At 62.0% G+C, this 26,024-nt stretch carries 32 protein-coding genes; 16 read left to right on the forward strand and 16 right to left on the reverse strand.

Annotated elements, in window-relative coordinates:
- Positions 1–22: 22 nt before the first annotated feature.
- The 8 genes from PF049_07625 to PF049_07660 all read right to left on the reverse strand — a co-directional run bounded on the left by PF049_07625 (position 23) and on the right by PF049_07660 (position 5,339).
- Complete coding sequence (locus tag PF049_07625) at positions 23–511, reverse strand: hypothetical protein (protein WBY15487.1); 489 nt, start codon at positions 509–511, stop codon at positions 23–25.
- On the reverse strand, positions 508–1,035 hold the full coding sequence (locus PF049_07630; protein WBY15488.1) for a DUF305 domain-containing protein: 528 nt from the start codon (positions 1,033–1,035) through the stop codon (positions 508–510). Before PF049_07630 ends, PF049_07625 begins: the two co-directional genes overlap by 4 nt.
- Positions 1,032–1,445 carry a potassium channel family protein gene (locus PF049_07635; protein WBY15489.1) on the reverse strand — a complete coding sequence of 138 codons (414 nt, stop codon included), beginning with the start codon at positions 1,443–1,445 and terminating at the stop codon, positions 1,032–1,034. The genes PF049_07630 and PF049_07635 overlap by 4 nt, the downstream gene beginning before the upstream one ends.
- A complete protein-coding gene (locus PF049_07640) occupies positions 1,442–2,191 on the reverse strand; it encodes a glutaredoxin (protein ID WBY15490.1) in 750 nt (249 codons plus the stop codon). The genes PF049_07635 and PF049_07640 overlap by 4 nt, the downstream gene beginning before the upstream one ends.
- 112 nt (positions 2,192–2,303) lie before the next feature.
- Positions 2,304–3,656, reverse strand: coding sequence for an APC family permease (locus tag PF049_07645; protein WBY15491.1), 1,353 nt, complete (start codon positions 3,654–3,656; stop codon positions 2,304–2,306).
- A gap of 212 nt (positions 3,657–3,868) precedes the next feature.
- Positions 3,869–4,144: a hypothetical protein gene (locus PF049_07650; GenBank protein WBY15492.1), complete on the reverse strand. Its 276-nt coding sequence runs from the start codon at positions 4,142–4,144 to the stop codon at positions 3,869–3,871.
- 44 nt (positions 4,145–4,188) lie between these two features.
- Entirely contained in the window at positions 4,189–4,656 is a 468-nt protein-coding gene (locus tag PF049_07655; protein WBY15493.1) for a DUF411 domain-containing protein, read from the reverse strand.
- A complete protein-coding gene (locus tag PF049_07660; GenBank protein WBY15494.1) occupies positions 4,653–5,339 on the reverse strand; it encodes a methyltransferase domain-containing protein in 687 nt (228 codons plus the stop codon). Before PF049_07660 ends, PF049_07655 begins: the two co-directional genes overlap by 4 nt.
- Positions 5,340–5,487: 148 nt before the next feature.
- On the opposite strand from PF049_07660, the gene PF049_07665 reads away from it, so the two are divergent.
- The 4 genes from PF049_07665 to PF049_07680 are packed head-to-tail and all read left to right on the forward strand — an operon-like array spanning position 5,488 to position 8,694.
- Complete coding sequence (locus tag PF049_07665) at positions 5,488–5,784, forward strand: hypothetical protein (GenBank protein WBY15495.1); 297 nt, start codon at positions 5,488–5,490, stop codon at positions 5,782–5,784.
- A gap of 3 nt (positions 5,785–5,787) precedes the next feature.
- Positions 5,788–6,222 (forward strand): periplasmic heavy metal sensor, encoded by a 435-nt coding sequence (locus PF049_07670; GenBank protein WBY15496.1) that lies wholly within the window; start codon positions 5,788–5,790, stop codon positions 6,220–6,222.
- Positions 6,223–6,228: 6 nt separating this feature from the next.
- Positions 6,229–6,795, forward strand: a complete 567-nt coding sequence (locus PF049_07675) for an RNA polymerase sigma factor (protein WBY15497.1) — start codon at positions 6,229–6,231, stop codon at positions 6,793–6,795.
- A 48-nt stretch (positions 6,796–6,843) separates the two neighbouring features.
- Entirely contained in the window at positions 6,844–8,694 is a 1,851-nt protein-coding gene (locus PF049_07680; GenBank protein ID WBY15498.1) for a copper resistance system multicopper oxidase, read from the forward strand.
- Between the two features lie 41 nt (positions 8,695–8,735).
- Here the strand turns inward: PF049_07680 and PF049_07685 are convergent, their stop codons facing one another.
- The gene (locus PF049_07685) at positions 8,736–8,927 is read right to left on the reverse strand and encodes a hypothetical protein (GenBank protein ID WBY15499.1); all 192 of its coding nucleotides are present in this window, start codon (positions 8,925–8,927) and stop codon (positions 8,736–8,738) included.
- Between the two features lie 21 nt (positions 8,928–8,948).
- On the opposite strand from PF049_07685, the gene PF049_07690 reads away from it, so the two are divergent.
- From PF049_07690 to PF049_07700, 3 genes are read left to right on the forward strand one after another with little or no spacing between them, the layout of a single operon-like run.
- Positions 8,949–10,007: a copper resistance protein B gene (locus PF049_07690; protein ID WBY15500.1), complete on the forward strand. Its 1,059-nt coding sequence runs from the start codon at positions 8,949–8,951 to the stop codon at positions 10,005–10,007.
- Positions 10,008–10,023: 16 nt separating this feature from the next.
- On the forward strand, positions 10,024–10,584 hold the full coding sequence (locus tag PF049_07695) for a nuclear transport factor 2 family protein (protein WBY15501.1): 561 nt from the start codon (positions 10,024–10,026) through the stop codon (positions 10,582–10,584).
- A gap of 20 nt (positions 10,585–10,604) precedes the next feature.
- Positions 10,605–11,339: a PepSY domain-containing protein gene (locus PF049_07700; GenBank protein WBY15502.1), complete on the forward strand. Its 735-nt coding sequence runs from the start codon at positions 10,605–10,607 to the stop codon at positions 11,337–11,339.
- 13 nt (positions 11,340–11,352) lie between these two features.
- On the opposite strand, the gene PF049_07705 is transcribed toward PF049_07700, so the two are convergent.
- Positions 11,353–11,859 carry a hypothetical protein gene (locus PF049_07705; protein WBY15503.1) on the reverse strand — a complete coding sequence of 169 codons (507 nt, stop codon included), beginning with the start codon at positions 11,857–11,859 and terminating at the stop codon, positions 11,353–11,355.
- 27 nt (positions 11,860–11,886) lie between these two features.
- Positions 11,887–12,174: a hypothetical protein gene (locus tag PF049_07710; GenBank protein ID WBY15504.1), complete on the reverse strand. Its 288-nt coding sequence runs from the start codon at positions 12,172–12,174 to the stop codon at positions 11,887–11,889.
- A 223-nt stretch (positions 12,175–12,397) separates the two neighbouring features.
- Here PF049_07710 and PF049_07715 point away from each other — a divergent pair, with 223 nt between their 5' ends.
- Positions 12,398–12,787 carry a hypothetical protein gene (locus PF049_07715; GenBank protein WBY15505.1) on the forward strand — a complete coding sequence of 130 codons (390 nt, stop codon included), beginning with the start codon at positions 12,398–12,400 and terminating at the stop codon, positions 12,785–12,787.
- A gap of 215 nt (positions 12,788–13,002) precedes the next feature.
- Complete coding sequence (locus PF049_07720; GenBank protein WBY15506.1) at positions 13,003–13,632, forward strand: hypothetical protein; 630 nt, start codon at positions 13,003–13,005, stop codon at positions 13,630–13,632.
- A gap of 674 nt (positions 13,633–14,306) precedes the next feature.
- Here PF049_07720 and PF049_07725 read toward each other — a convergent pair.
- On the reverse strand, positions 14,307–15,293 hold the full coding sequence (locus PF049_07725) for an alpha/beta hydrolase (GenBank protein ID WBY15507.1): 987 nt from the start codon (positions 15,291–15,293) through the stop codon (positions 14,307–14,309).
- A 185-nt stretch (positions 15,294–15,478) separates the two neighbouring features.
- On the opposite strand from PF049_07725, the gene PF049_07730 reads away from it, so the two are divergent.
- The 5 genes from PF049_07730 to PF049_07750 all read left to right on the forward strand — a co-directional run bounded on the left by PF049_07730 (position 15,479) and on the right by PF049_07750 (position 21,569).
- Positions 15,479–16,858 carry an NAD-dependent succinate-semialdehyde dehydrogenase gene (locus tag PF049_07730; GenBank protein ID WBY15508.1) on the forward strand — a complete coding sequence of 460 codons (1,380 nt, stop codon included), beginning with the start codon at positions 15,479–15,481 and terminating at the stop codon, positions 16,856–16,858.
- A gap of 47 nt (positions 16,859–16,905) precedes the next feature.
- Positions 16,906–17,505, forward strand: coding sequence for an SDR family oxidoreductase (locus tag PF049_07735; protein ID WBY15509.1), 600 nt, complete (start codon positions 16,906–16,908; stop codon positions 17,503–17,505).
- Positions 17,506–17,632: 127 nt separating this feature from the next.
- Positions 17,633–18,364: a trehalose-phosphatase gene (gene otsB, locus PF049_07740; GenBank protein ID WBY15510.1), complete on the forward strand. Its 732-nt coding sequence runs from the start codon at positions 17,633–17,635 to the stop codon at positions 18,362–18,364.
- Positions 18,349–20,181, forward strand: a complete 1,833-nt coding sequence (locus tag PF049_07745; GenBank protein WBY15511.1) for a glycoside hydrolase family 15 protein — start codon at positions 18,349–18,351, stop codon at positions 20,179–20,181. Before otsB ends, PF049_07745 begins: the two co-directional genes overlap by 16 nt.
- Complete coding sequence (locus PF049_07750; protein ID WBY15512.1) at positions 20,178–21,569, forward strand: trehalose-6-phosphate synthase; 1,392 nt, start codon at positions 20,178–20,180, stop codon at positions 21,567–21,569. The genes PF049_07745 and PF049_07750 overlap by 4 nt, the downstream gene beginning before the upstream one ends.
- A 6-nt stretch (positions 21,570–21,575) precedes the next feature.
- Here PF049_07750 and PF049_07755 read toward each other — a convergent pair whose 3' ends face one another.
- Complete coding sequence (locus PF049_07755; GenBank protein ID WBY15513.1) at positions 21,576–22,040, reverse strand: response regulator; 465 nt, start codon at positions 22,038–22,040, stop codon at positions 21,576–21,578.
- A 155-nt stretch (positions 22,041–22,195) separates the two neighbouring features.
- Between PF049_07755 and PF049_07760 the strand changes: the two genes are divergently transcribed.
- Both PF049_07760 and trxB read left to right on the forward strand, forming a co-directional pair.
- A complete protein-coding gene (locus PF049_07760) occupies positions 22,196–22,972 on the forward strand; it encodes a tyrosine-protein phosphatase (protein WBY15514.1) in 777 nt (258 codons plus the stop codon).
- A gap of 74 nt (positions 22,973–23,046) precedes the next feature.
- Positions 23,047–24,033 (forward strand): thioredoxin-disulfide reductase, encoded by a 987-nt coding sequence (gene trxB / locus PF049_07765; GenBank protein ID WBY15515.1) that lies wholly within the window; start codon positions 23,047–23,049, stop codon positions 24,031–24,033.
- A 62-nt stretch (positions 24,034–24,095) separates the two neighbouring features.
- On the opposite strand, the gene PF049_07770 is transcribed toward trxB, so the two are convergent.
- Genes PF049_07770 through PF049_07780 form a run of 3 tightly spaced genes read right to left on the reverse strand, consistent with a single transcriptional unit; the run spans position 24,096 to position 26,014 of the window.
- Positions 24,096–24,539 (reverse strand): MAPEG family protein, encoded by a 444-nt coding sequence (locus PF049_07770; GenBank protein ID WBY15516.1) that lies wholly within the window; start codon positions 24,537–24,539, stop codon positions 24,096–24,098.
- Complete coding sequence (locus PF049_07775; protein ID WBY15517.1) at positions 24,536–24,988, reverse strand: MAPEG family protein; 453 nt, start codon at positions 24,986–24,988, stop codon at positions 24,536–24,538. Before PF049_07775 ends, PF049_07770 begins: the two co-directional genes overlap by 4 nt.
- 54 nt (positions 24,989–25,042) lie before the next feature.
- Positions 25,043–26,014 (reverse strand): threonine/serine dehydratase, encoded by a 972-nt coding sequence (locus tag PF049_07780; GenBank protein WBY15518.1) that lies wholly within the window; start codon positions 26,012–26,014, stop codon positions 25,043–25,045.
- Positions 26,015–26,024: the final 10 nt, after the last annotated feature.

Raw genomic sequence — 26,024 nt, forward strand, 5'->3', positions numbered from 1 at the left:
CCGCCCATGCGCCCTGCCAGTATCAGGCTCCCTCGGCTGGACAGGTGGTATAGCCCCAAAAGCCAAACTCATCCTTGGCTCTTGGCGCTGCCACGATCATCTCCTGCATCTGCAGGCTCGCATCGCCTTCATCATCCAGCATGCGGGTTCTGATCCGAAGCTCACCGTTCGAATAGCTGCCGGGGCCATCGGCAGTGACGGGGATCAATTTGCCATTGATCTTGATTGCTCCGCCCCCGTCGCCGTCATAGACAAATGAGGGAAAGGCCACTTCGGTCAGGCGGAACTGGCAGGCCTGTCCTGCGCCCAGAGCAGCAAGATCCGCGTCATTCATGGTCCCGGGAAGCATGAGGCCTGAGTCAACATTTGCCAGTGCACTGGCCGCATCCTCGATCGGCGCGGCAGTGGCAGGCGGGTCGAGCTGGGCTTCGCGGTCGTTGCCCGGAGCGGTGTTCGAATTGCAGGCGGCAAGCGGTAGCGCGATGAGCGCCGTGAAAGCTATCTTGTTCATGGCTGCATCTCCTCGGGCAGGCGTTCTTCGGTTCGAGGACCGTTCTGCTCGATATCGTCTATGAGGTATTTCATCTCGGCGATTTCGCGGCGCTGTGCGACAATGATGGCCTGCGCGAGTTCGCGCACGCGAGGATCTTTCAGGCTCGCGCGTTCGCTGGTCATGATCGCGATTGAGTGGTGCGGGATCATTGCTGCCATATATTCGGTATCGTCAACGGTGGTCTGGCTGCGCACCAGCCATAGTGCGAGCGCGAACACAAAGGCCCCGACGCCCAGGATGATCAAGTTCTTGGTCCGGTCCTTGTACATGCCCCACATGAAGAGCAGCATGACGACCATCATCATCGCACCCATGACGAACATCATCCAGAAGCGCGTTTCGCTCCAGAAAAGATCATCGACGGTAAAGGTGTTGGCATACATCAGGAAGAACATGATCACGGTCGAGGTCGACACCATGGCCATGAATCGCCAGTAGCTGCCGCCCCCTCCCTTGTCCGAGTGGGAGGTCTTTTCGGTCATGCTTTTTCTCCTTTTTGCATCATGGTCCAGAATAGCTGCGCCGAGCAGCTGATGAGAGCGAAGCCGGTAAGGGCCTCGACGCCGGCGAGAACTCTCAGGTGCTCGGTCGGATAAATGTCGCCCAGGCCCAGTGTGGTCACGTTGATGAGCGAGAAATAGAAGTAGTCCATCCAGTCCATGGAAGGCGCCTTGTCGAACCCTCCCAGGCCCCATTGCGCGCCCAGCCAGAAACCTGCGGCAAAAAGGATCGCGACCAGGAAATGCGACGCGAGCACGAGTAGCGAGACTGCAAGCTTTCCCAGCGTATCGCGGCGGCGATCGAGAAGCCGGTGGCCGACACCCAGAATGGCAAGGTGGGAAGCGACGGCTGCAAGGAACAGAAAGACGGCGAGAAGGAGCGCGGTGATCATGCGAGAAGCTTCGCGCCCATCCACAGACCCATTCCGATCATGAACAGATTTTCGGTCAGCGAGACGAAGCCGAGCGGCACATTGCTGCCCCCACCGACGCAAGCGCATTTGAGCTCACGCTTGTCGATGTAGACAGCCTTGAAGACGCTGACAGTGCCGACGGTGCCAATGAACAATGCCAGCGGGGCCGAGAGCCAGGTCAGCGCGCCTGCGGTCATCAGAATGCCGGCAGCGGCTTCGCCGAACGGGTAGACGAAGCCATAGGGCACCCAGCGCCGTGCGAGCAGATCGTAGTTGAGGAACATTGTCGAGAAACTGCGCACGTCCTGAAGCTTCTGGACGGCGAGCAGGGTCATCGACAGGCTGACGAACCATTCCGCGGCCCGGACGGTGAACAGATCGTCAAAAAACGCCCAGCTCAGCCCTAGCGCGAGCAGCAGCGCGACCGCGAAAATCGCAATGACCGGCTGATAGCTGGTCTCGCCTTCCTCTGGCTGCGAACGGCTCTTGCCGAAGAACTCGCGGACATCGTCATAGCCGCCAATGCGCTTGTCTTCGATAAAGGTCTGCGGGGTGGTCTCGACGTTGTGCTTGTCCTTGAATGCGTCGGTTTCCTCCCTGCTGGTCAGGTGATGATCCTCGACCTCGAAGCCTTGCCGTGTGAGGAGATCGACCGTCTTGATGCCATAGGGACAGACATGGTCCTCCATGACCATACGGTAGACCGCCGCTGTTCGGGTCGTCATGAATCGCTCCATCTGTTTTGCCTGACGTTTCTCGTGCTCAACGCCGGTTTTCGGTGAACGGTTTCGAAAAAGCCCGGCGTAAAAGCGGCAAAGCTGGTTGAAGAAGGTGCCATCACCTTTTCTCTCCTGACCCATCATCTTCAGGAGATGCGGGCGCTTCGGAATTGCGCGAGAGGTAGATCCATTCTCCCACGAAGACTGCGACGATGCCGATCGCCGCGTAGGCGACAACGGCAGGATCGCTGCGCAATTTGGCCGCGGTAAAGGCTGCGAGGACCACGCCATCTGCCGCGAGCGCTGTCAGAAGTATTGTTGCGCGCGCGCCGACTTCCTTGCGCAGGTGGCGCAGGACGCCCCAGTGAACCAGCATATCCATGACGAGGTAGAAGAAGGCGCCCAGCGAGGCGATCCTTGACAGATCGAACAGGACCGCAAGCGTCCCGGCAATGACCACCGTATAGACCAGCATGTGGCTGCGAATCCCGCCGCTCATGCCGAAATGGCTGTGCGGGATCATCTTCATGTCGGTCAGCATCGCAAGCATGCGCGACACGGCAAATACGCTCGCTATCACGCCCGAAGTGGTGGCGGCGATCGCGATCGCCACGGTGAAATAGAAGCCCAGTTCTCCCAGCGCCGGACGCGCCGCAGCCGCGAGCGAATAATCGCGCGCCTCGACGATCTCGGATATGCTCAGGCTCGAACCCACCGCCACTGCGACAAGCAGATAGATCACGATGCAGACGGCTATCGAGATCATGATGGTTCGGCCGACATTCTTGTGCGGGTCAACGATTTCGCCGCCGCTATTGGTAATCGTGGTGAAGCCTTTGAAGGCGAGGATCGAGAAAGCAACCGAGGCGAGCAGGGCTTCTGCATTGGTCAGCGAAACGGACTGCGAAAATGCGCCTGATGAAAATCCGCTGGCCCAGATCGCCGCGACTGCGAACAGCGCGATACCGCCGATCTTGATGGCGGACATGATGAGCGAGAAGCCGCTTACCGACTTGTTGCCCGCTGCATTGACGAGATAGGCGAAGATGATGAGTGCAAGCGCTGCCAGCGAAACGAGCCACCCGCTGCTTTCGAGGCCAAACGGGCGCAGCGCGTAAGTCGCAAAGGTGCGGGCCACGAGGCTTTCATTGATGACCATCGACAGAGCCATCAGGAGCGATGCCGACGCGGCAATGACGCCGGGTCCGTAGGCCTTCTGCAAGATCATCGCGATGCCGCCCGAAGACGGCCATTTGTTCGACATCTTGATATAGCTGTAGGCCGCCAGCGAAGTTACCAGCGCGCCGGCGATGAAAGACAGGGGGAAGAGCGGACCGGCGAGCTCGGCGATCTGCCCGGTCAGCGCGAATATGCCGGCACCGATCATGACGCCGGTACCCATCGCAACGCCGCCCAGCAGGGTTATCGAGCCAGCCGTTTCGCTTTGATTCTCGTGCTCATGGTCTTGCAAGACTTTCCCCTGTCGATGGTCTCCCGTGAAAGAAAGATTATGTCGACCAGTACGTTCGCCCTTGCCGCGTCCCTCAAAAAACTTTCAGGACAAAGCCGGAGAGTTGCGTTTTGCTCGGGGCGCTCGAGCAAATTGCGGCCTAAAGCGGACTGCCTGCGCGACCGAAAAACGCTCCGCGAGTTTCAAGGCAAGCGGCCATCGCCGCCGATCTGCTACGTCCTGAATCGGTTCCGGAAAAATCGCAGCATTGGCACCCCAATGATCGCGATGTACCAACCGTACAAAAAGCTGCCGAGAGCGCCTGCCAGAAAGCCCGAGATGGTCAGCCATTCGAACCCGGGAAGCAGCGGCGCCCACGCTTCGTGCATGTGCGCCTGTTCGGGCGCGAGCAGGCCGAAACCGATGCAGATCAGGTAGCTGAAAAGCAGGAAGAGGCTGAGTGTCCAGCCCCATATCAGTATTGAGGTTTTGACCGAATAGTCTGACATGATGGTCCTCCGTTAGAGTTGGCGCTGAGATGGCTTGTCCATGGTCACGGGTAGGATGCGAAAACGCGCTGCCCGCCTGAGCCGAAGGCGATGACATCATACGGCTGCACCCGGTCCCCGGCTTCCATTCCGGGCGAGCCAAGCGGCATTCCGGGCACAGCCAGGCCTGCCACGCCTTCGGGGCTTTCGCGTAATAGTTTCGCGATGGCATCGGCGGGCACGTGGCCTTCGATGATATAGCCATCGACTTCCATCGTGTGGCACGACCACAGATCCTGCGACACACCCCTGGCTGTCTTGAGCGCAGCCATGTCGTCGGTGTCGACCGAGGCGACCTCTGCTTCGAGTCCGTGTTCTACGTGACCGGCCCAATTGAGACAGCAGCCGCACCCTGCGTCGCGGAACATGGTGTAGGTCGCGGCCTGGGCCGCATTCGAGCAGGCTGCAATGGCGAGGAGGAGCGAGGCCGCCAGCGAACGGCGTAGCGGTCTCGAATCTTTCATAAGGTTCATTGAGCATTGCCTTTCTTGATGCCGCGCCAGAGAGAAATGGTTCCGGTCGCGGTATGGATACGATCGAGCAATTCGGCGTCCGCGAAAATCTCGGCGAGCAATTTCTCGACGGCTCCGTCGGCGCTCGGCTGGGTGTCCTTGACGCCGTCGAGAAGCTGAACGCTCGAACGGAACAGCGCGCGCATGAGTGGAGCATCCTGCCGCATATAGTCGGCAATCAGCGCCATGCCCCCGGGGGCGAGCAGGTTCTCGATCTGGTCGAGGATCGCGCGCTTTTGCGATACGGGGACCTGGTGAAGGACGAGGCTGCTGACGATCTTGTTTGGCCGCCAGCCGTCGGAAAGCTCGAGACTATCGAGAAAGCCGTTGTGCCACCGGACCATATCGGCTCCGGCACCGAACTTGCGCTGCGCGATAGCCAGCGCTGCGGGGTCGGGCTCAACGCCGATGAAGCCGGCTTCGGGGCAGTTGGCCATCAGCGCCCTGAGCAAGGTCCCGGTGCCGCACCCGACATCGATGACCTTGTCGCCGGGCAGCAATGCGGCCTTTTCGACGATTGCGCGGCGCCACCGTCTCTCGCGCGTAAAGACTGCGATCGCGCGATCATAGAACGGCGTGAGCCAGCTTTTGCCCAGCGGCGGAGTGAACTCGCGCTCTTTTGGCGGAACTGCCGCGCTTTTCATGCCATGGCTCCTATTCGACGCTGGTACTTGCCGCTGTTGCTTGACTTACTCCTCTTACGCGTCGCCGACCCGCACCCCTCAAAAAAGAAACTTGAGGGTTTGCGCGAAGCATCGCGTATAGGAACCGTGCAACCGACAGGAGCAAGGGATGCGTGACAATCAGACACTCGATGCGATGCTCGGCACCATGGCCTCGCAGAAGGCTGGCGACGTGCCGCCCGACTTCATGAACGGCGTCTGGCAGCGCGCAGGGCAGCTGGGGGAAATTGCCGATCAGCGGCGCAGAATGGCCTTGTTCGCCGGTCTGTTTGTCGTCGGCCTAACGGCAGGCGCAGGGACCAGCGGATGGCCGTCCGAAAACGGCGCTCCTACAGAAATTGTTGGCGAGAGCCTCGTTGGCGGAGAATCCCTGTCACCCGCTGCATTGCTTCATGTGGGGTCATAGACGTTGAAGAAGTTTCACCTTGTCCTTGCGGTCCTGCTGGCGGCGCTCGCCGGATGCCTAGGAGCGCTTGCCGCCGATCGCTGGGCCAACAACGATGCCGAGGGCGGCCTGCACCAGTTCGTGCACGATGAGCTGTCGCTCACGGCTGACCAGGAGCAGCGGCTCGATGCGCTCGAAGCGCGTTTCGCGGTAGAACAGGCAAGGCTCGAAGCCTCTGCGCGCGCAGCCAACGCCCAGCTCGCCCAGGCAATGGAAACCGAGCACGAATACGGGCCCGAAGTCAGTGCCGCGATCGACGAGGTGCATGCGCGCATGGGCGATTTGCAAAAAGCGACCGTGCGCCACGTCTTCGACATGCGGGAAATTCTCGATTCCGATCAGCAGCTCCAGTTCGACCGGAAAGTGTCCGCGGCCCTCACGCGCGATCCGCGTGACTGACCAGCCTTGGCAGCGGTGGATGACACTTCGGATGAAGCTCTGATCGGGCGGGCGATAGCCGGTGACAAGCGGGCGTTCACAGCTCTCGTCGAGAGCGAGATCGCCCGGTTGATTGCGCTTGCCACGCGCATGCTGGGTTCACCATCGCGGGCCGAAGATGTCGTTCAGGACGGTCTCGCGTCGGTCTGGCTGACACGTCATCGCCTCGATCCGAGCAAGCCCATCGGTCCCTATTTGACGACAATCGTTCTCAACCGGTGCCGCGACAAGCTCCGCCGCAGGAAAGTTATTGGCTTCCTTGGTTTGCCGGATGGGCGGGAAGCCGACGCCGTTGCCGACGATGCCCCTAATCCCGAAAATGTTGCCGGAGCCCGCGAACAGCTGCGGCTGGTCCAGGCCGAAATCGGGCGCTTGCCGGTGCGCCTACAAGAGGCGCTCGTGCTGGTCACTGTCGAGGGGTACAGCCAGGCCGAGGCTGCCGAGCTGCTCGGCACCACCGAGAAAGCCGTCGAGACGCGCATCTATCGTGCGCGCAACCGGCTGAAGGAGCGGTTCGAAAAGTTTGAGGGGTAGGGCAGCTGACCGCGTATGTGACGGTATACGCATTTTCAGGAGCCCCCTATGCCTGCCCTCAATCGCCGAAGATTCCTTGGAACAAGTGCTAGCGGGCTGGGCCTGCTTGGTCTCTCCGGTGCCATGCCGGCCTGGGCGCGCGGCGCGGACATCCTTGCAGGAAACGCCCGCAAAGGGCTGGATGAAGTATCCGGGCCGAATATCGACCTCACTGTCGCGCGGTCTGCCTTTGCAACCGGCAACAGACGCGGCGGCGCCATCGCCGTCAACGGCACGATCCCCGGCCCGTTGTTGCGTTTGAAGGAAGGCACGACCGTCCGATTGAACGTCCATAACCAGCTCGAGGAAGACACCTCGATCCACTGGCACGGGCTGCTCGTGCCATTCGAACTCGACGGGGTGCCAGGTGTAAGCTTCCCCGGCGTCAAGCCCGGAGAGACCTTCACCGCTGAATTCCCGGTGCGCCAGTCGGGCACCTACTGGTGGCACTCGCATAGCGGCCTGCAGGAACAGGCCGGGCATTACGGCGCCATTGTGGTGGATCCGGCTGGACCCGATCCGGTCCAGGCGGACCGCGAATATATCGTGGTGCTCAGCGAATTCAGCGAAATGTCGCCCCACACGATTTTCGACAAGCTCAAGAAGGGCGAAGGCTACTTCAACTACAACATGAATACCTGGACCGACGACTATCCGCTTTCGGGCGAGGATCGCCGGATGTGGGCGAGAATGCGTATGATGCCGACCGACCTTAGCGATGTGTCGGCCCCAGCCTACACTTACCTGCTGAACGGTCATGGCCCGCTCGACAATCTGGAATATCTCTTCCGTCCGGGCGAGCGCGTGCGGCTGCGCTTCATCAATGCCGGGGCCATGACCTTCTTCAATATCCGCATTCCAGGCCTGCCGATGACCGTCGTTCAAGCCGACGGGCAGAACGTCGAGCCGGTCGAAGTGGACGAGTTCCAGATCGGCGTCGCGGAGACCTACGACGTCGTCGTGACGCCGGGTGAGCAGCAGGCGTACACATTGGTGGCCGAGTCGGTGGATAGGTCCGGAATGGGGATCGCAACGCTTGCGAGCGCGCCTGGCGCGCGCGCGGCCATTCCGCCGCTGCGCGATCCCCCGCTTCTGACCATGGCTGATATGGGCATGAGCGGTATGGACCACGGGGCTGGCAGCAACGATGCCGGTATGACCGGCATGGATCATGGCGCCGGCGGTATGGCCGGAATGGACCACGGATCGAGCGGAGCGGCTGGCGCGGATGGGATGTCCGGTATGGATGGCGGTTCGGCGGAGATGGCCGGAATGGCTGGCATGGCGGGAGGTATGCAGATGCGCGATACATCGCTCCTGCCTCCCGACGTGAAGGTCGGGCCCGGTCTCGACATGGTCTCGATGAACCCGGTCGACCGTATGGGCGACCCCGGCATCGGCCTTGCCGATGTCCCCCACCGCACCCTCGACTATCGCAAGCTCCGCTCGCTGACACCTCATCAGGAGGGGCGGACTCCCTCGCGGCGGATGGAAATCCATCTCACCGGGAACATGGAACGCTATATGTGGTCGTTCGACGGCAAGAAGTTCTCCGCCGTCTCCGACGAGCCGATCCGCTTTGCCTATAACGAACGCGTGCGTGTCAAATTGATAAACAACACGATGATGGCGCACCCGATCCACTTGCATGGGCACTTCTTCGAACTGGTTAACGGCGCACCTGCCGATCGTCAGCCGCTCAAGCACACGGTTAACGTGCAGCCGGGCGGCAGCGCGCAGTTCGACCTGACGGCGGACGAGCCGGGCGACTGGGCCTTCCACTGCCACCTTCTCTACCACATGCATGCCGGGATGTTTCAGATCGTCACTGTCGCCAATCCCGATGGGAGCGAAGCATGAAGATTCGTATTACCAGCCTGCTCGCATCGATCGCAGTCGGCTCAGTTCTCGCCTCCCCCGCTGCGGCGCAGCATGCCGGTCATTCGCCCGCGGAGCCGCAGCAGAGCGCCGAGGCGCAGGCTGACGCCAAGACAAAGTGCGAAGAAGAAGCCCAGCGCCATCGCGCGATGGGGCACCCGGTAGCCGAAGGAGCTTGCGAACCAGTGGCCCAGCCTGAAGTTGCCATGGATCATTCGACGATGGACCATTCGACTATGTCTCATGGTTCGACGACCGCTCAGGATGGTCATTCGGGCATGGCAATGCCGATGGACGCTGCCCGTCCGGAGACTACACCCGGGAGTCATGAAGGAATGGATCATGGCTCGATCCCGCATGGCACGCCTGCCGAAGGCGCGATGGATCATTCGCAGATGAACCAAGGCGACATGGGTCAGGCGGAAGCCAGCAACTCGTCGATGGACCATGGGCAGATGGATCACAGCCAGATGAACCATGGGCAGACGGGATCGCAGGATATGCAGGGCATGGACCATTCGGCGATGCAGATGGGCTCGAACGACGATATCCCGCTGCTGCCGCCTCCTCCCGAAGCCGGGAGCGGTCCCGCGCGCGCGGCGGTCGCGATCTGGGGCGAGGAAGCCATGAACGAAGCGCGGCGCGAACTTGTCCGCGAGACCGACGGCGGGATGCGCTTCTGGTTTCAGGGCGACCGGCTCGAATACCGCGCCCGCGAGGGAGTGGATGGATATCTTTGGGACATCCAGGGCTATTATGGTGGTGATATCGACAAGTTCTGGTTCAAATCCGAGGGCGAAGGCAGCTTCGGTGAGCCTGTCGAGGGAGCCGAAGTCCAGGCACTCTGGAGCCGGGCGATCGCTCCCTTTTTCGACCTACAGACAGGTGTGCGCCAGGATTTAACAGGACCCGAGCGCACCCATGCTGTCATTGGCATACAGGGCATTGCTCCCTACCAGTTCGAGGTCGACGTTGCAGCGTTCGTATCGAACAAGGGTGATGTAACCGCGCGCTTCGAGGGCGAGCTTGATCAGCGCATCACGCAGCGGCTGATCCTCCAGCCGCGAGCCGAAATCGCTCTTTCGGCTCAGGATATTCCCGAACTCGGCATTGGCGCTGGCCTCGACCGGATCGAGGCAGGTCTGCGTCTTCGCTACGAGTTCGCACGCGAATTCGCGCCCTATGTCGGCGTCTCCCAGGAGTGGCGGATCGGTCAGAGTGCCGATTTTGCACGCGCCGCAGGGGAAGACCCTAGCGTGACGAATTACGTCGTGGGCATGCGATTCTGGTTTTAAGAGAAGGAAATATACAATGAGGATAAGACTATCTCTAAGCGCGGTCGCCCTGGCCTTGGCTGCAGGCGGCACTCCCGCCCTGGCACAATCCATGGATCATTCCGCGCACTCGGACCCTACGGCTTCGACGCAGATGGACCATACGGAGCAGGGCATGAACCACGCCGAGCATATGGATGCGATGAATGATGACGTTGCGGAAGCCGAGGCGGTTCTGACATCATATCGGGATGCCCTGACGTCGCGCGATGCAGAGGCCATGGCCGCGCTGTTTGCCGAGGAATCCTTCGTTTACGAAAACGGCAAGGCGGAAGGCAGCTTCACGTATTACATGGAGCATCACCTGGGACCGGAACTCGATGCAATAACCAGCTTCACCTTCGGCGAACCGACGCTCGCAGTCACCCGGATGGGACATATGGCGTATGGCCGCGAATCGTACACCTATCGGATCGAACTGGCCGACGGCCGCGTGATCGACCGCGAAGGCGTTGCGACCTCGGTGCTTGCCCATGATGCGGATGGCTGGAAGATCGTTCAGTACCATTCGTCGTCACGAGCGCCGCGTAACAACTGATTTGATCGGGGGAACACCGATTGGCGACACGCTCTTTCAAGCTGCGTCTGCATGTGCTGGGCAGCAAGCTTCACAAATGGCTGGCAGTCTTTGTCGGCGTCCAGGTGCTTCTATGGATGGCCACCGGGGCGCTGATGTCGTTCCTCGACATCGAAGAGGTCCGGTCCGAACATGTCGTTTCGCGCGCACCGGAGGTTCTGCCCGCTAATGCTGCCATGCCCGAGTGGCTCGATAGCAGGGAGGGGGTGGTTTCCCTTGCGACGCGCGCGGTCGGCGGCAGGACAGTAACCGAGATCCGTCGGGACGATGGAAGCGTCACGCTCCGCGACCCGAACAGCGGCGCTCTCCTTTCGCCTCTTTCGAGCGCGAGCGCACAGGCCATCGCTCGCCATGCTTGGACGGGGCCACCAACCACCATAGCGACCACGCGCCTCATCGAAGGTGCTGTCGGGACCGAATTCCGGGGTCCGTTCCCCGCGTGGCAGATTACCTATGGCGATGAGGACAATACCCGCGTCTACATCGATGCATCGAGCGGCTCGGTGCTCGCTGCCCGCAGCGACACCTGGCGTCTGTTCGATTTTATCTGGGGGCTGCATATCATGGACTGGACGCAGCGCGACCGCATCAACAGCTGGTGGCTGCTACTGTTCGGGATCGGCGGGACAATCATCGCGGTTTCGGGCTTTGTCCTGCTTGCCAACCGGTTTCCCAGGATCAGGCGGCGGGCGAAACATGTGCCGAATGCCCCCTGAAGCCGCTCCCAGTTTAATCAGGTTCGGCTCGGGCAAAGCGGACCAGAAGGATCGTTAGCGCGGGCACGATCGTCCACATCGCGATCGGGATCAGCGCCAGTCCCGTCACTGGCTCTTGCGGCATCAACTCGCTGTAGCGCCAGCTCAGGAAACTGTTTGCCGGAAGCGATGTGGCGATCATTTCGACGGCGATCGCGACGACAAGCCCGAAGCCGAAATAGATCGCATAGGGCATTTTGGCGGCTTGCCAGAGCCACGCGTGCCCGCCACGTAATCCTGCAAGGCTATAAGCTGTCAGCAGGATCACGCCATCGCCCAGGCTTGCAATGCCGCAGCGAATGGTCCGCTCGAAGGGTTCGAGATCACCCGGTTCGAAGAATGGCATCTGGAAAATCTCCCAGACGAACGCGATCAGGCTCCCGCAAATAAGGATCAGCCAATGGGTTCTGGTCATGTTGCAGGTACGCCCGAAAAATCTGCGCCAGCAAATAGCAAGCGGCCGGATTTCCACTTCCTGCATAGCGCCTTCGCTGCCCCAAAGCCCGGATCAGTCATGATTTTCGCGGCCCTCCGACTCGGCCATGCGAGCAGCGCGTTTGAGAAATTTCCGCATGTCACCTGCTGCCAGTTCGGTAAGCGGGTGCCGGCTCGCATCGGGGCGCGGTTCGATCATGTCCGCACGTTTCCTAATCTGTTCGATCTGTTCATCGCTCGCCCCGGACAAAAGGCCAAGAACTATGTTCTCGAGAGTAATGAGGCGAATGCGCATTTGCACCAGATCGGCATGATCGGGCTCCGGGATATCCCAGCTGCCGTTCTCATTGACCGTGCTCACGACTGCTTCTCCGACGGCTCTGCTGGCACCATGATACTCCCCATTCGTCGTTATCGGCTTCTCTCAAAAAGGTGGCCGAAAAACAGCACCGCTGCAACCGGCCGTGCTTCGGCCCACCAGCCCCACCGCTGCTGCGGATTGTTTGAGGGGAAGAGATGGCGGCTGCGTAAAGAGGATGACTGCACACAGCATCCACCGCAAGACCGACGAAAGGAAATCGACCATGAAACTGACAGTTCTAGCTTTCGCGCTCGCCACCGGCCTGGCAACCACCCCGGCAATGGCCCGGCAACAGCATGACCACGGGGATCAAGCGGCGGCGCAGCAGCAGTCACACGCTGGCCATATGATGCAGGATTCGGCGGCCATGACGGCCCACCGCGAGAAGATGGCTGAAATGCGCGCGCTGATGCAGCAGGCCCACGCGGCGAGCGATCCTGCCGAACGCCAAAGGCTTATGGCCGAACATCGTGCAAAAATGCAGGAACACATGGCGGGCATGATGCAGGGGGACAACGCCGATATGATGGCGGCCTGTCACCAGCACATGATGATGATGCATGACATGATGGAGCAGATGGCGGCTCACGAGAACATGGCGCAAGACGATTAGGAGGCGGTGGCCGGGCTCTCGCTTTGTGCCTGAGCCTGGCCACACTCTTACCAGGGCGCGGTGCAAGGCAGGAGGTCCGACCATCTCGTGAGTAAAATTTGAACCCTCACGCGTCGACGATCGCCGCGCTCTATCACCGCAAGAGATGAAGGTTCGCAGAGCATTACAGACACAATAGGTTGCACGACCATCGCCAAGACCGGAGCCCGTAGAGAATGAAACGAATACAATTCATGGCTATTGTGGCCGCCAGTCTGCTCTGGATAAGTCCGGCCCAGGCCCATGGCGACGAGGAACATGGCGAAGCGGCCAGTGCTGTCGTCTCCGATGCGGCGTCAAAAGATATCCAGGCTGCGCAGGGGCACGGCGACACGGCTGCTGATCATGACGGGGCGAAGGGACAAGATGCAGACGAAGGCGACAAGGGCGTGGTCGGTGTGCTCAAGTCGCTGCATCCCGCCACCGTACACTTTCCGATCGCCTTGTTCTTTATGGCCGCTCTCACCGAGCTATTCGTCATCGCACGGAAGGGCACAGGCCTAGAGTCGGCAGTGCGCGTACTTGTTTATGGCGGTGCCGCCGGGGCGGTCGTGGCGGCCATATTCGGTTGGATCCATACCGGTCTCTGGTTCGGCGGAGATACTGCGATGCAGGTTCATCGCTGGAACGGAATGCTGATCGCGGTTCTCGGTCTGGCGATGGCCTATCTGGCGAGCCGTGCTTCCGCGAGCCGGACCGCGTTTCGCGCCGCAATCTTTGCCATGGCCGCTCTAGTGCTGGTGCAGGGATTTCTGGGCGGCGAGCTTGCGCACGGTGCCAATCATCTTGGTATCTCCTGGCTTTGAAGGATAGAATGATGCGCAGATCAAATCGGAACGCGTTTGTTGCCCCCCTTGCTGCGGCGGCATTGGGGCTAGGGCTCGCTGCCTGTGATCAGACGCAGGACACTTCATCAGAAGCTGAAGCCTTGCCACTGTATACGGCCCCGCCGACCGAGAGCACAGGTGCTGGCGAAGGCGAAAGAGACAACGCTGCCTTTCCCGCTGGAGAGGCCAACACGAACCGGTCGGGTGAAGCTGCGACTGCCGGTAGGCAACCAGACCGACCGGCGAGCACTCCGGTAGTAGCGTCGTCCCCTGCGGCCACTCCCCCGCCGGTGAATGCCCAGCCTAGCAACACACCCGATCCTCATGCGGGCCACTATATGCCATCCATGCCCGACCATGACATGCCCTCGATGTCCGATCAGGCGCATGGATCGTGACCTGGCGTTTCGCCTTCTGATCGGCCCAAAAACGGCCGACGCTCGTTTTACCAGTCACTACGAATAACAAGTCGGCGTTTGCCAAAGGCGCTTTATCTCATCTGTCCGATTTTGGGGGTATTGATGGGGGTATTTGCAAGACGACTCAAAAAGTTTATTAGGTAAATCAGCACGTTATATGCTCTCTATATTTCCCTCCTCCGCTACCATTTTTCAACGAAATGTTTTCGTCGCATCGGAGGCGTCCAGCGCGCGCTATCCGTCCAGCGTTCCGAGGAATTGCGTCAGTAGCCGCGAGCAATCCTGCGGCCTTTCCTGCTGGGTCCAGTGGCCGCAGCCTTCCAGCATGTGCAGACCCCTGAGATCCGGGAGCAGCGTCTTCATCGTTTCGATCGGCGCGCGTCCCGCCAGGCGGGTGGCGAGGTCGCGGGTGCCGCCGATGAACAGGCTGGGCTGCTCGATGACGTGGCTGTCCAGCCCGCTCAGCATTTCGTGATCGCGGCGCCGGTTTCGATACCGGTTCAAGGGGCCGCGAAAGCCGGAAGCTGCGAATTGCGAGGCGAGATAGGTGACGTCCTCCTCGCCGAGCCAGGGGAGGGGCATTTGCGGTTCGGGCAGCCCTTTCAGCAAGCCGTCGCCCGGTTTCTTGTCCGTCGGCCAGGTGCCGTCCGGTGCGTCGCCCGAAATCGCGTAGTAGAACCGCCGTATCGTGGTGGCCGGATCGTCTTCCAGCTCCGCCTCCGCAATGCCTTCCTGCTGGAAATCGACGATGTAGAAATAGCGGCCGCGCTTCGTGAAGACTTCGTCATGGACGATGTCGGTCGGGACTTCTCCGGGCGCGGAATGCGGGACGGACAGGCCGGCGACCGCGCAAAAGGTCTCCGGATGGAGCAGGGCCGATGTCCACGCGATGGGCGCGCCCCAGTCATGCCCGACGATGACCGCCGGTGCATCGGGAGAAAGTGCCTGCGCCAGACGCGCACAGTCCCCGGCCAGTTCCTTTAGCGAGTAGGCCGCGATCTCATCCGGTGCGGAGGAACCGCCATAGCCGCGAACGTCCATCGCGGCGACGCGGTATCCTGCTGCGGCAAGGGCGGGGATCTGCGCCCGCCAGCTATACCAGCTTTCCGGGAAGCCATGGACGAGGAGGACCAGCGGTCCTTGCCCCATCTCGCCATAGCGCACGGTGATGCCGGGCGCGGTTTCCTGATGGCCGAAGCGTATTTCGTCGAGAATGCTCATGGCCTCGTTCTAGATTCCGGGCATCGCCCGTCCAGACCCGCTGGCCGAATTTCCCTCTTCTCCGCTTCCATGGCGGTGGAACGCGCGAAGGGGGCCGCCGTTGGTGTCGTAACTTCTCAAGGTGCCCATGCTCTCCGACCGGGAGAGTTTCCCAATGCCGGGCACCGCAACAGGAAAGCGAAGCCATGAGCACCATCCAGACGAACAACCCCGCGACCAAGCAGCCGCTCGAAACCTACGACATCATGGACGAGGCGGAAGCTATCGGAAAGGTCGAGGCGGCGCATGAAGCCTTCCTCGAATGGCGCAAGAAAAGCCACGAGGAGCGCGCGCCCTATCTGCGCAAGATTGCCGAGGTGCTGCGCGCCAATTCGGACAAGTTCTCGCAGCTGATGACAGACGAAATGGGCAAGCTGCTGAAGGACGGAAAGACCGAGGTCGAAATTTGCGCCCGCATCTTCGAATATACTGCCGATAACGGTCCTGAAGCACTGGCCGATGAAGAGCGCAAGCACAGCGGCGGCAAGAAGCGCGGTATCGTCACCTATTCGCCCATCGGTGTGATCTACAGCATCCAGCCGTGGAATTTTCCCGTCTACCAGCCGTCCCGCGTGCTGGCCGCAAACCTGATGGCGGGCAATGCCTGCATCCTGAAGCACGCATCGATCTGTACGGGCAGCGGCCTGCTGCTGCGCGACCTGTGTCTGGAAGCGGGCCTGCCCAAGGGCCTGTTCGACGTGATCCTGGTGGGGCACGACCTCTCGGACAAGATCATCGCCCACGACCTGGTACGCGCGGTGACCATGACGGGCAGCGACCGGGCCGGCAGCCATATCGGCGAAACCGCTGCCAGCCATCTCAAGAAGACCGTCCTCGAACTGGGATCGAACGATGCGTATCTCGTGCTGGAAGATGCCGACATCGAACTGGCGGTAAAAACCTGCGTGCAGGGCCGCCTCTACAATAACGGTGAAACCTGTGTGTCGGCAAAGCGGTTCGTGGTGACCGATGCCGTCTATGACGACTTTGTTTCCGCCTTTGTCGAGCAGATGAAGGGGGTCACCATGGGCGATCCGAACAAGGAAGACACCCAGCTCGGCCCGGTATCGGGGAAGGACCAGTTCGACACGCTGGTGGAACAGGTCGGCAAGAGCATCGATGCCGGTGCGACCGTGCTGTGCGGCGGCGATCCGGACGAGAACGCGGAAGGATATTATTATCCCGCCACGGTCTTGGCCGACTGCAAGCCGGGCATGCCCGCCTATGACGACGAATTGTTCGGCTCTGTCGCCTCGATCATCCGTGCCAAGGACGACGAAGACGCCATGCGCATCGCCAATGACAGCCGCTACGGCCTTGGCGGCGGCATCTTTACAAAGGACGAGGACAAGGCGATCCGGCTGGCGCGCGATCACTTCGATACCGGCATGGTCCGGATCAATTCCTTCGGTGCTGCCGATCCGAACATGCCGTTCGGCGGTGTGAAGGATTCCGGATACGGCCGCGAACATGGCGGTTTCGGGATGAAGGAATTCGTCAATGCGAAGGCCATCTTCCTGCCGTGAGCAGGAACGCGCCTCGACCCAAACCGGAAATCCAAGGAAACTGTATCATGAAAATTCTCGTCGCCGGCTCGACCGGCAATACCGGCCAGCGCCTCGTCCATGAACTGAAAGAGCGAGGGCATGATCCCGTCGCGATGGTCCGTGACAGTTCCGACACCTCCGGCCTGCCGGAAGGGGTGGAGCAGCGCACCGACGACCTTGCCGATCTGTCGGACAGCGCTGTGGACGGCTGCGAAGTGGTGGTGTTTGCCGCCGGATCGGGCGGTGACACCTCTGCCGAAATGACCGACAAGATCGACCGCGACGGCGCGAAGGCGCTGATCGACCAGTCGGTGGCCAAGGGCGTCCGCCGCTTCGTCATGCTCAGCAGCATCGGGGCGGGCGATCCCGATCCGGACAGCGACCTCGCGCACTACCTCCAGGCAAAGCACGAGGCGGACGAGCATTTGATGAAGACGGACCTGGAATATGCGATCCTGCGTCCGGTAGCCCTGACCGATGACGGTCCGACCGGCGAAATCCGCCTCGGCGACAATGTGGATCCGAAAGGCGAGGCCGCGCGCGGCGACGTTGCCAAGGTGCTGGCCGACGCTGCGGAATCGCCCGATTGGGTGGGCAAGGTGATGGCGATGGAAACCATCTCCTGAAGCTTGCGAGCATATTTGCGCGTTATGGCCGTTCCCCTTTTCGGGAGCGGCCATTTCGCGTTCCCCATGTGAACAATTACGTATCCGCCATGTTGCGGTGCAGCACACATCCCGTATGCATACCGGCATGAGCGCACGATCCCCCCTCGGTCCGCCGCCGCGACTGGACAGTCTGGGCACGCTTGCGCTGTTTCTCGATTTCGACGGAACCCTCGTTGCCATTGCGGACGAGCCGGGGGCAATCGAGGTGCCCGGGGATCTCGGACAGCGATTGGCGGCACGCAATTCGTCTATGGACGGGGGCCTGGCCTTGGTGACGGGCAGGCCGCTCGCGGAAATCAGCGAGTTCCTCGGCGAGCCGCGCATCGACCGGGCAGGCTCGCACGGCAGCCACGTGATTTCCGATGACGGCACGGTCCTGCGTTCCGCCGACCCCATCGCGGACGATGTGAAAAACCAGCTTCAAGACTATGCACGGCGCAACGACCTTTATTTCGAGGACAAGCCGCACGGCGCAGGGCTCCATTCCCGCAAGAATCCCGAACGGTTCGATGCCATGGTCCAGTTCGGCCGCGATGTTGCGCGCGATGCCGGGCTGTCCTGCAAGGTCGGCAAGCATGTCATCGAGCTGGTCCAGCCCGGTACGGGAAAGGACGGCGCTGTCCGGCTGTTGATGCAGCAACCCGGCCGGGCCGGGGCCATGCCCGTCTTCATCGGGGACGACATCACGGACGAAGACGGTTTCCGCGCATGCGAGGAAGCAGGCGGCTTCGGAATTGCAGTAGGTGAAAGACCGAGCGAGGCGGCCCGTTACCGCCTTGCCGGCGTTAAAGAGGTTTATAAATGGCTGAAACTGTGACCCCGCCCGGCGAAAAGCGGCAGGCGAACCTGGAGCTGTGGCCGATCGGCAATTGCCAGGTCAGCGGGCTGGTCGATGAAACGGGTGCGCTGGTCTGGGGCTGCGTGCCCCGCGTCGATGGCGACCCGGTGTTCTGCTCGCTGCTGAACGGCGACAACCGCGATGGGGCCACTTGGCGCTTCGAACTGGAAGGGCAGGTCTCCGCCAGTCAGAGCTATATCCGCAATACGCCCATCCTGCTGACGCGGCTGGAGGCGGAAGACGGCAGCGCCGCGGAAGTGCTGGACTTCTGTCCGCGCTACGAAGGCAAGGGGCGGATGTACCGGCCCGTCGCCTATGCCCGGATCGTGCGCCCGATCGCAGGCAATCCGCGCCTGAAAGTCGTGCTGCGCCCGCTCAGGAATTACGGCGCGCAGGTCGCGGAGACGACCAGCGGCACCAATCACGTCCGCTACCTGACCGGGCAGCAGGCCCTGCGGCTTAGCACCGACGCGCCTGTCGGATATGTCATGGAACAGCGCAGCTTCCGACTGGAAGAGGACACGCATTTCTTCCTCGGGCCCGACGAGCCCTTCATGGGCAATCTGCGCGAGGAAATCCGCCGGATGGAGCAGTCCACCCGCAAGTACTGGCAGACCTGGGTCCGCGGCCTTGCCACCCCGTTCGAATGGCAGGACGAGGTTATCCGCTGCGCGATCACGCTGAAGCTGTGCCAGCACGAGGAAACGGGCGCCATCGTCGCCGCGCTGACGACCTCCATCCCCGAAGCTGCGCATTCGGAGCGCAACTGGGACTACCGCTACTGCTGGATCCGCGATTCCTACTACACGGTGCAGGCCCTCAACCGGCTGGGTGCGCTGGACGTGCTGGAGAAATATCTCGGCTATCTGCGCAACATCGTCGACGGCGCGAAGGGCGGCCAGATACAGCCGCTCTATTCCGTGATGGGCGAAAGCGAGCTGGACGAAACGACGGCATCGCATCTTGCGGGCTATCGCGGCATGGGGCCGGTGCGGCGGGGCAATGCCGCCTACAAGCAGGTGCAGCACGACTGCTATGGCCAGATCGTCCTGCCGACCGTGCAGGGCTTCCTCGACAAGCGTTTGCTGCGGATCGCCGACGATCACGATTTCGAAAGCCTGGAGCAGGTCGGCGAAATGGCGTGGAAGATGCACGACCAGCCCGATGCCGGCCTGTGGGAATTCCGCACCCGACAGGAAGTGCACACCTATTCCGCCGTGATGAGCTGGGCCGCCTGCGACCGGCTGGCGCGCACTGCAAGGCTGATCGGGAAGGCCGACCGTGCCGGGCTGTGGCAGGAGAGGGCGGACCAGGTTCGCGCCACGATCGAGGAAAAGGCGTGGGTCGAAGGCGACGGCAATGGCGACCAGGGCCATTACAAGGCCAGTTTCGAGAGCGATTATCTCGATGCCAGCCTGCTGCAGATGATCGACCTGAAATTCCTGATGCCGGAAGACCCGCGGTTCAAATCGACGTTCGAGGCGATCGAAAAGGAATTGCGGCGCGGTTCGCACATGCTGCGCTATGCAGCGGAAGACGATTTCGGCGCGCCCGAGACCGCGTTCAATGTCTGCACCTTCTGGCTGATCGAGGCGCTGCATCTCGCCGGTCGTAGCGAAGAAGCGCACGCCCTGTTCTCCACCATGCTGGGGCATACGACGGGGTCCGGAATGCTGAGCGAGGACCTCGACTGGGAAAGCGGCGAACTCTGGGGGAACTTCCCCCAGACCTACTCGCTGGTGGGTATAATCAATTGCGCCGGATTGCTGTCCAAACCGTGGAGTGAAGTGCGTTGAGCCGACTGGTCGTCATCTCGAACCGCGTCGCCGTTCCCAAGGCGCGCGGTGCGGCGGGTGCGCAGGGCGGCCTGGCGGGCGCGCTGAATTCCGCGCTGAAGAAACACAAGGGCGTCTGGTTCGGCTGGTCCGGCAGGGACAGCGACGAGGCGGCCGGCACGATCAACATGCAGCGCCACGACGGCGTGACCACGGCGACCATCGACCTGACTTCGCAGGAGGTCGACGACTATTACAACGGCTACGCCAATTCGACCCTGTGGCCGCTGTTCCACTACCGGCTCGACCTGACCCGTTACGAGCGGGAGACGGGCAAGGGCTATGAACGGGTCAACGAACGCTTCGCCGAAAGCGTCACCCCCCTGATCGAGGACGACGATCTCGTCTGGGTCCATGATTACCACCTGCTGCCCCTGGCCGAGCGGTTGCGTTCCCGGGGGCTGAAGAACCGTATGGGCTTCTTCCTGCACACTCCATGGCCACCGACGCGGCTGTTCGTCTCCCTGCCTTTCCACGAACGGCTGGTGATGGCGATGCTCGAATATGACGTCATCGGGTTCCAGACCCGCGAATGGCTCGAAAGCTTCCTGCATTACTGCGAGAAGGAACTGCACGCCGATATCGACGAAGCCAGCGGCCGCATCACCTATCAGGGGCGGACCTGCACCGCGCGCGCCTATCCCATCGGGATCGACTGGGACCATTTCCAGGCGCAGGGCGAGACGGGCGAGGCAAGGCAGGCGGCGCAGCGGCTGTTGTCGTCGACCCGCCGCCGGACGGCCATGATCGGTGTGGACCGGCTGGATTATTCCAAGGGGTTGCCGGAACGGATCGACGGGATCGGACGGTTCTTCGACCAGAATCCGGACCGGGTGCGCGACCTCGTCTATATCCAGATCGCACCGCCCAGCCGGGAAGATGTCGACAGTTACCAGAAGATCCGCAACGAGCTGGAGCAGAAGACCGGCCAGATCAACGGTGCGCGGTCCGAAGTCGACGTGGTTCCGATCAGATATGTGAACCGCGGATACAGCCACGCCGAACTGTTTGGTTTCTTCCGTGCCGCGAAAATCGGCATGGTCTCTCCGCTGCGCGACGGAATGAACCTGGTGGCGAAGGAATATGTCGCCGCGCAGGACCCGGAGGACCCGGGCGTCCTGATCCTGTCCCGGTTTGCCGGCGCCGCGGCGCAGCTTGATCGGTCGCTGCTGGTCAATCCGCACAGCCCCGACGATCTTGCGCACGCCATCGGCAAGGCGCTGGACATGCCGCTGAAGGAGCGGCGCGAACGCTACGAAGCCAGCATTGCTACGGTCCGCGACGACAACGTACAGATATGGACGGAGAACTTCGTCGCAGACCTCGCCGGAGAGGGCGAAGCGCAATAGGCGCGTTCAGCAGTAGCGCTGCACCGGCGGGGCATCCTCTTCCCATGCGATATTGTTCGACCGGGCGAGGAATTTCTCCAGTTCCAGATGCTTCGGGCTTTCGGCCCTCGCGGCGAGCACCTGCTTCACCTTCAGCAGCATGAATTTGGGATCGAACGGCTTGCGGATGTAATCCTGCGCGCCGTTATACCGGGCCTGTTCCTCGTCGCCCGCACCCGTCATGGCGGTGAACATGATGACGGGCAGGTCGTAGAGGTTCTTCGATCCGCGCACCTCGCGCAGCACCTTCGCCCCCGACATGCCGGGCATACCCTGGTCCAGCAGCATCAGGTCCGGCCGCCGCCATTTGAGCAGGTCCAGTGCCTCTTCCCCGCTGGTGACCCAGCCGCAGGCGTGGCCCTTCGTAATCAGGATTTCGGATGCCATTTCGGCGATCAGTTCGTCATCGTCGACGATCAGGATGTGAGCCATGGAAAAACTGTCCTCGCAATTGCTCCCGTCAGGCCATCGCTTCTATCCGCAGCATGCTACGCAGGGATGGGCAGGGGGGTAGGCACTGCTACGGATAGGTGCTCGCTTGCTGGCCGAGGTTGCCGCGACGCGGCGCGCCTGCCACCACCGGGGCCATGATTCGCAATCCCTTCCTGCCCATGCAGGGCATTCACAACTTCCGCGATTACGGCGGCTACGAAACCAGCGACGGACGCCGCGTGCGTACCGGACTGCTCTATCGCTCCGGCCAGCATGTCGAAGCGGAAGACGCCGACCTCGCAGCGATCGACGCGCTCGGCATCCGGACCGTGATCGACCTGCGCGGTGAAAGCGAGCGGACCCGCAATCCCTGCCGCCGCAGCGACGGGTTCGACGCGGAAGTGATCTCCCATCCGGGCGAGACGACCAGCAGCCCCCCGCACGAGGATGTGGGTAGCACCGCCGTGACGGCCGACTATGCCCGCCAGCGCATGACGGCGGTCTATACCAGGATGCCGGAAAACCCGGCGATGATTTCCATGTTCTCGCGCTTCTTCCAGGCCCTGGACCAAAACGAGGGTGCGAGCCTGGTTCACTGCTTTGCCGGGAAGGATCGCACGGGGATCGCGGCCAGCATGGTTCTGCATGTCCTTGGGGTTCCGCATGAATCCATCGAACGGGAATTCCTGCTGACCAACGACGCGCCCACGCTGGAAGTGCTCAAGCGGCAGTCGCTACCGGGGATCGAGGCCCGGATCGGGAAGCTGGACGAGGATGCCGTACGCAGCCTGCTGGAGGTGCGCCGCGAATATTTGCACACCTATCTAGACCGTGTGACCGCCTCGCACGGGTCGTTCGATGCCTATCTCACGCAGGCGATAGGTGTGGACGATGCGATGCGCGACCGGCTGAAGGCGCGCTTCGTGGAGTGACAACCGGCCCGGCGCTTCCCATATGAAACGTCATACGAAACCCGATTGCAGATACGAATACGGACAGGACTGACATGGCTACCCATCGCACCAAGATGCTCATCATCGGATCCGGCCCCGCAGGCTATTCCGCCGCGATCTACGGCGCGCGCGCCATGATGGAGCCCATTGTGGTCCAGGGCCTGCAGCCCGGCGGCCAGCTGACGATTACCACCGATGTCGAGAATTATCCCGGCTTCCGCGACGTGGTTCAGGGCCCCTGGCTGATGGAAGAGATGAAGGCGCAGGCAGAGCATGTCGGCACGCGCATGATGTGGGACACCATTGTCGAGGTCGATATCGACGGCGGTTCGCCCTTCCGCGCCATCGGTGACAGCGGCGACGAATATATCGGCGACGTGCTGGTCATCGCCACCGGTGCGCAGGCCAAGTGGCTGGGCGTGCCGGGAGAGCAGGAACTGGGCGGCAAGGGCGTGTCCGCCTGTGCGACCTGCGACGGGTTCTTCTATCGCGGCAAGAAAGTCGCGGTGATCGGTGGCGGCAACACCGCAGTCGAGGAAGCGCTGTACCTGACCAACCATTCCGACGACGTGACGCTGATCCACCGCCGCGACGAATTGCGGTCGGAGAAAATCCTGCAGGACCGCCTGTTCAAGTCGGACAAGATCTCGACCCTGTGGAACAAGACGGTCGAAAGCTTCGAGGCCGGCGAGGATGGCTCGCTGCACCACCTCGTGCTGAAGGACACGCAGACGGGCGAGACATCGACGCTGGAAGTGGACGGCGCGTTCGTTGCCATCGGCCATGCGCCCTCGACGGAACTGTTCAAGGGCAAGCTGCCGATGGACGATGGCGGCTATCTGCTGGTCGAGCCGGGCACGCCCAAGACCGAAGTGCCGGGCGTATTCGCCGCAGGCGACGTGACCGACAAGGTCTACCGCCAGGCAGTTACGGCGGCAGGCATGGGCTGCCAGGCGGCGCTTGACGGAGAACGCTTCATCGCCGGGCTCGAAATCGAACCCGACGGTCATGTGGAGGCCGTTCCCGAAGCGGCAGAGTAGGTCTCTGGCGCTCCGGGTACCGGTCTGGCGCTCCGGGTATCAGTCTGGCGCCCGGGGCGCCTTTACATGTGGATGTCGAAGACCGTCACGGCGGCGTGGAAGATCAGCGCGATCAGCACCACGCTCGACAGGGCGAACAGCACGAAACGCACCATCACCACATTGGCGGTCGCCTGCACCAGCGAGTGGACCAAGCGAAGGCCGGTATAGATCCAGGCCAGCAGCGTATTCATCTCGCCGCCCTGGCCGGTAATCGCCAGCACCAGCACGGCTGCATAGAATACGGTCGGCTGTTCGTGCAGGTGATTGTAATTGTGCGCCTTGCGCTGGACGCTGGTCGGCAGCTTGGTGTCCAGCAGGGCGGCCGTGTTGTTCTCCGCCAGTTCGCCGGGCGAAACGCCCTGCTTGCTCATGGCGGGAATGCGGGTCGCGTACATCCACGCCCACATGATCATCGTCCACACCAGCAGCGCGACGAGGGGCTGGAGAATGGCTGTATCGGTCATACCGGTAATGCTCCCGGGTCAAAGAAAAGGGTCGCCCATACTGCCCTCAGGGCGAGGACGATCAGGGCGATGGTCGAAAGAACGAAGAACAGGAAGCGGACGCTCACCTTGTTCACCGTGGCCTGCCACACCGAATGGACGATGCGAAGCGCGACGTAAATCCACGCGAACAGCACGTCGATGGCCGATGCACCCATGATCGCGAGGATGATCACGGTGGGATAAAAAATCGTCGGCTGTTCCATCAGGTGCGCGTAATTGTGCGCTTTCCAGTTGACCTTGTCGGGCACGACCCCTTCGAGATCCTGGCCCCGGCCGCCCGGCCTAGCGTTCGCGAGATTGCCTGCCGCCGCCTTCATGGCGGGGAAGCGCGTGCCGGCCATCCAGAACAGCATGACCAGCGACCACACGACCAGAACCGCCGCCGGCGCGAGCATTTGAGCCTGCATTCGAACTCTCCCTGTTGCGCCGCCTAGCTGCAAGGGCAGCGGAGCGTTGTCAATTCACGCCGCCCCGCCGCGCACCGTGCCTGTGGAGATCGTTTGCGCGAAACGTTCCGGATCGACATTTCCGCCTGTCAGCATCACGACCGTATCGCTGTCGGTTTCCACCTTGCCGGCAATCACGGCGGCCAGTGCCGCTGCGCCGCCCGGTTCCACCACGAGGTTGAGGCGGGAGAAGGCGAACCGCTGGGCCTCGCGCACCTCGTCGTCGCAGACCGTCACGCCCGGATCGCTGCGCCCCTGTAGCACGCCGAGGTTTATCGGCTTCGTCGCATCGGGCTGCAGGGCGTCGCAGATGGTCTTGGGTTTGGGCTCGCCGACGGAGACGATCTCGCCCCTCCGCAATGCCTGTCCCACCATGTCCCAGCCTTCCGGTTCGACCGGAACGATGGCGCTGTCCGGGCAGGCGAGGGCGATCCCGGCTGCCAGACCGCCGCCCCCGCAGCAGACGACGAAGCGCGAGGGATTGCGGCCGAGTTGCTCCGCTGCTTCTAGTCCGGCCGTGCCCTGACCCTCGATCACCCAGGGGTCGCCGAAGGCATGGACCAGCGTGCCGCCCTGTGCCCCGAGCACGGTAGCCGCGACCTCGTCCCGGTCCTCTCCCGGCCGATCGTAAAGGACGATTTTCGCGCCGAGAGTCTTTGTCGCCTCTATTTTTACGGGCGGTGCGTCGCGCGGCATCACGATGGTCGCCTCTATCCCCAGCCGTTTTGCCGCCCAAGCGACGCCCTGCGCATGGTTCCCGCTGGATACGGCAACGACCCCGGCGTCCCGCTCGCTGGCCGAGAGGCTCGACAGGCGCCACCACGCGCCGCGTATCTTGAACGCCCCGACTGGTTGCAGGCTCTCGACCTTTGCATGGAGCCGGACACCGTCGATCTCCAGCGGCAGGAGGGGCGTGGGCAGCAGGGGAAGGGCGCGCAGGCTGGCCAGCGCATCGTGCACGCCAGTGGATCGAGGTGTTCGGATCATCTTGTCGTCC

The organism is Erythrobacteraceae bacterium WH01K, assembly GCA_027941995.1.
Lineage (GTDB): Bacteria > Pseudomonadota > Alphaproteobacteria > Sphingomonadales > Sphingomonadaceae > CAJXSN01.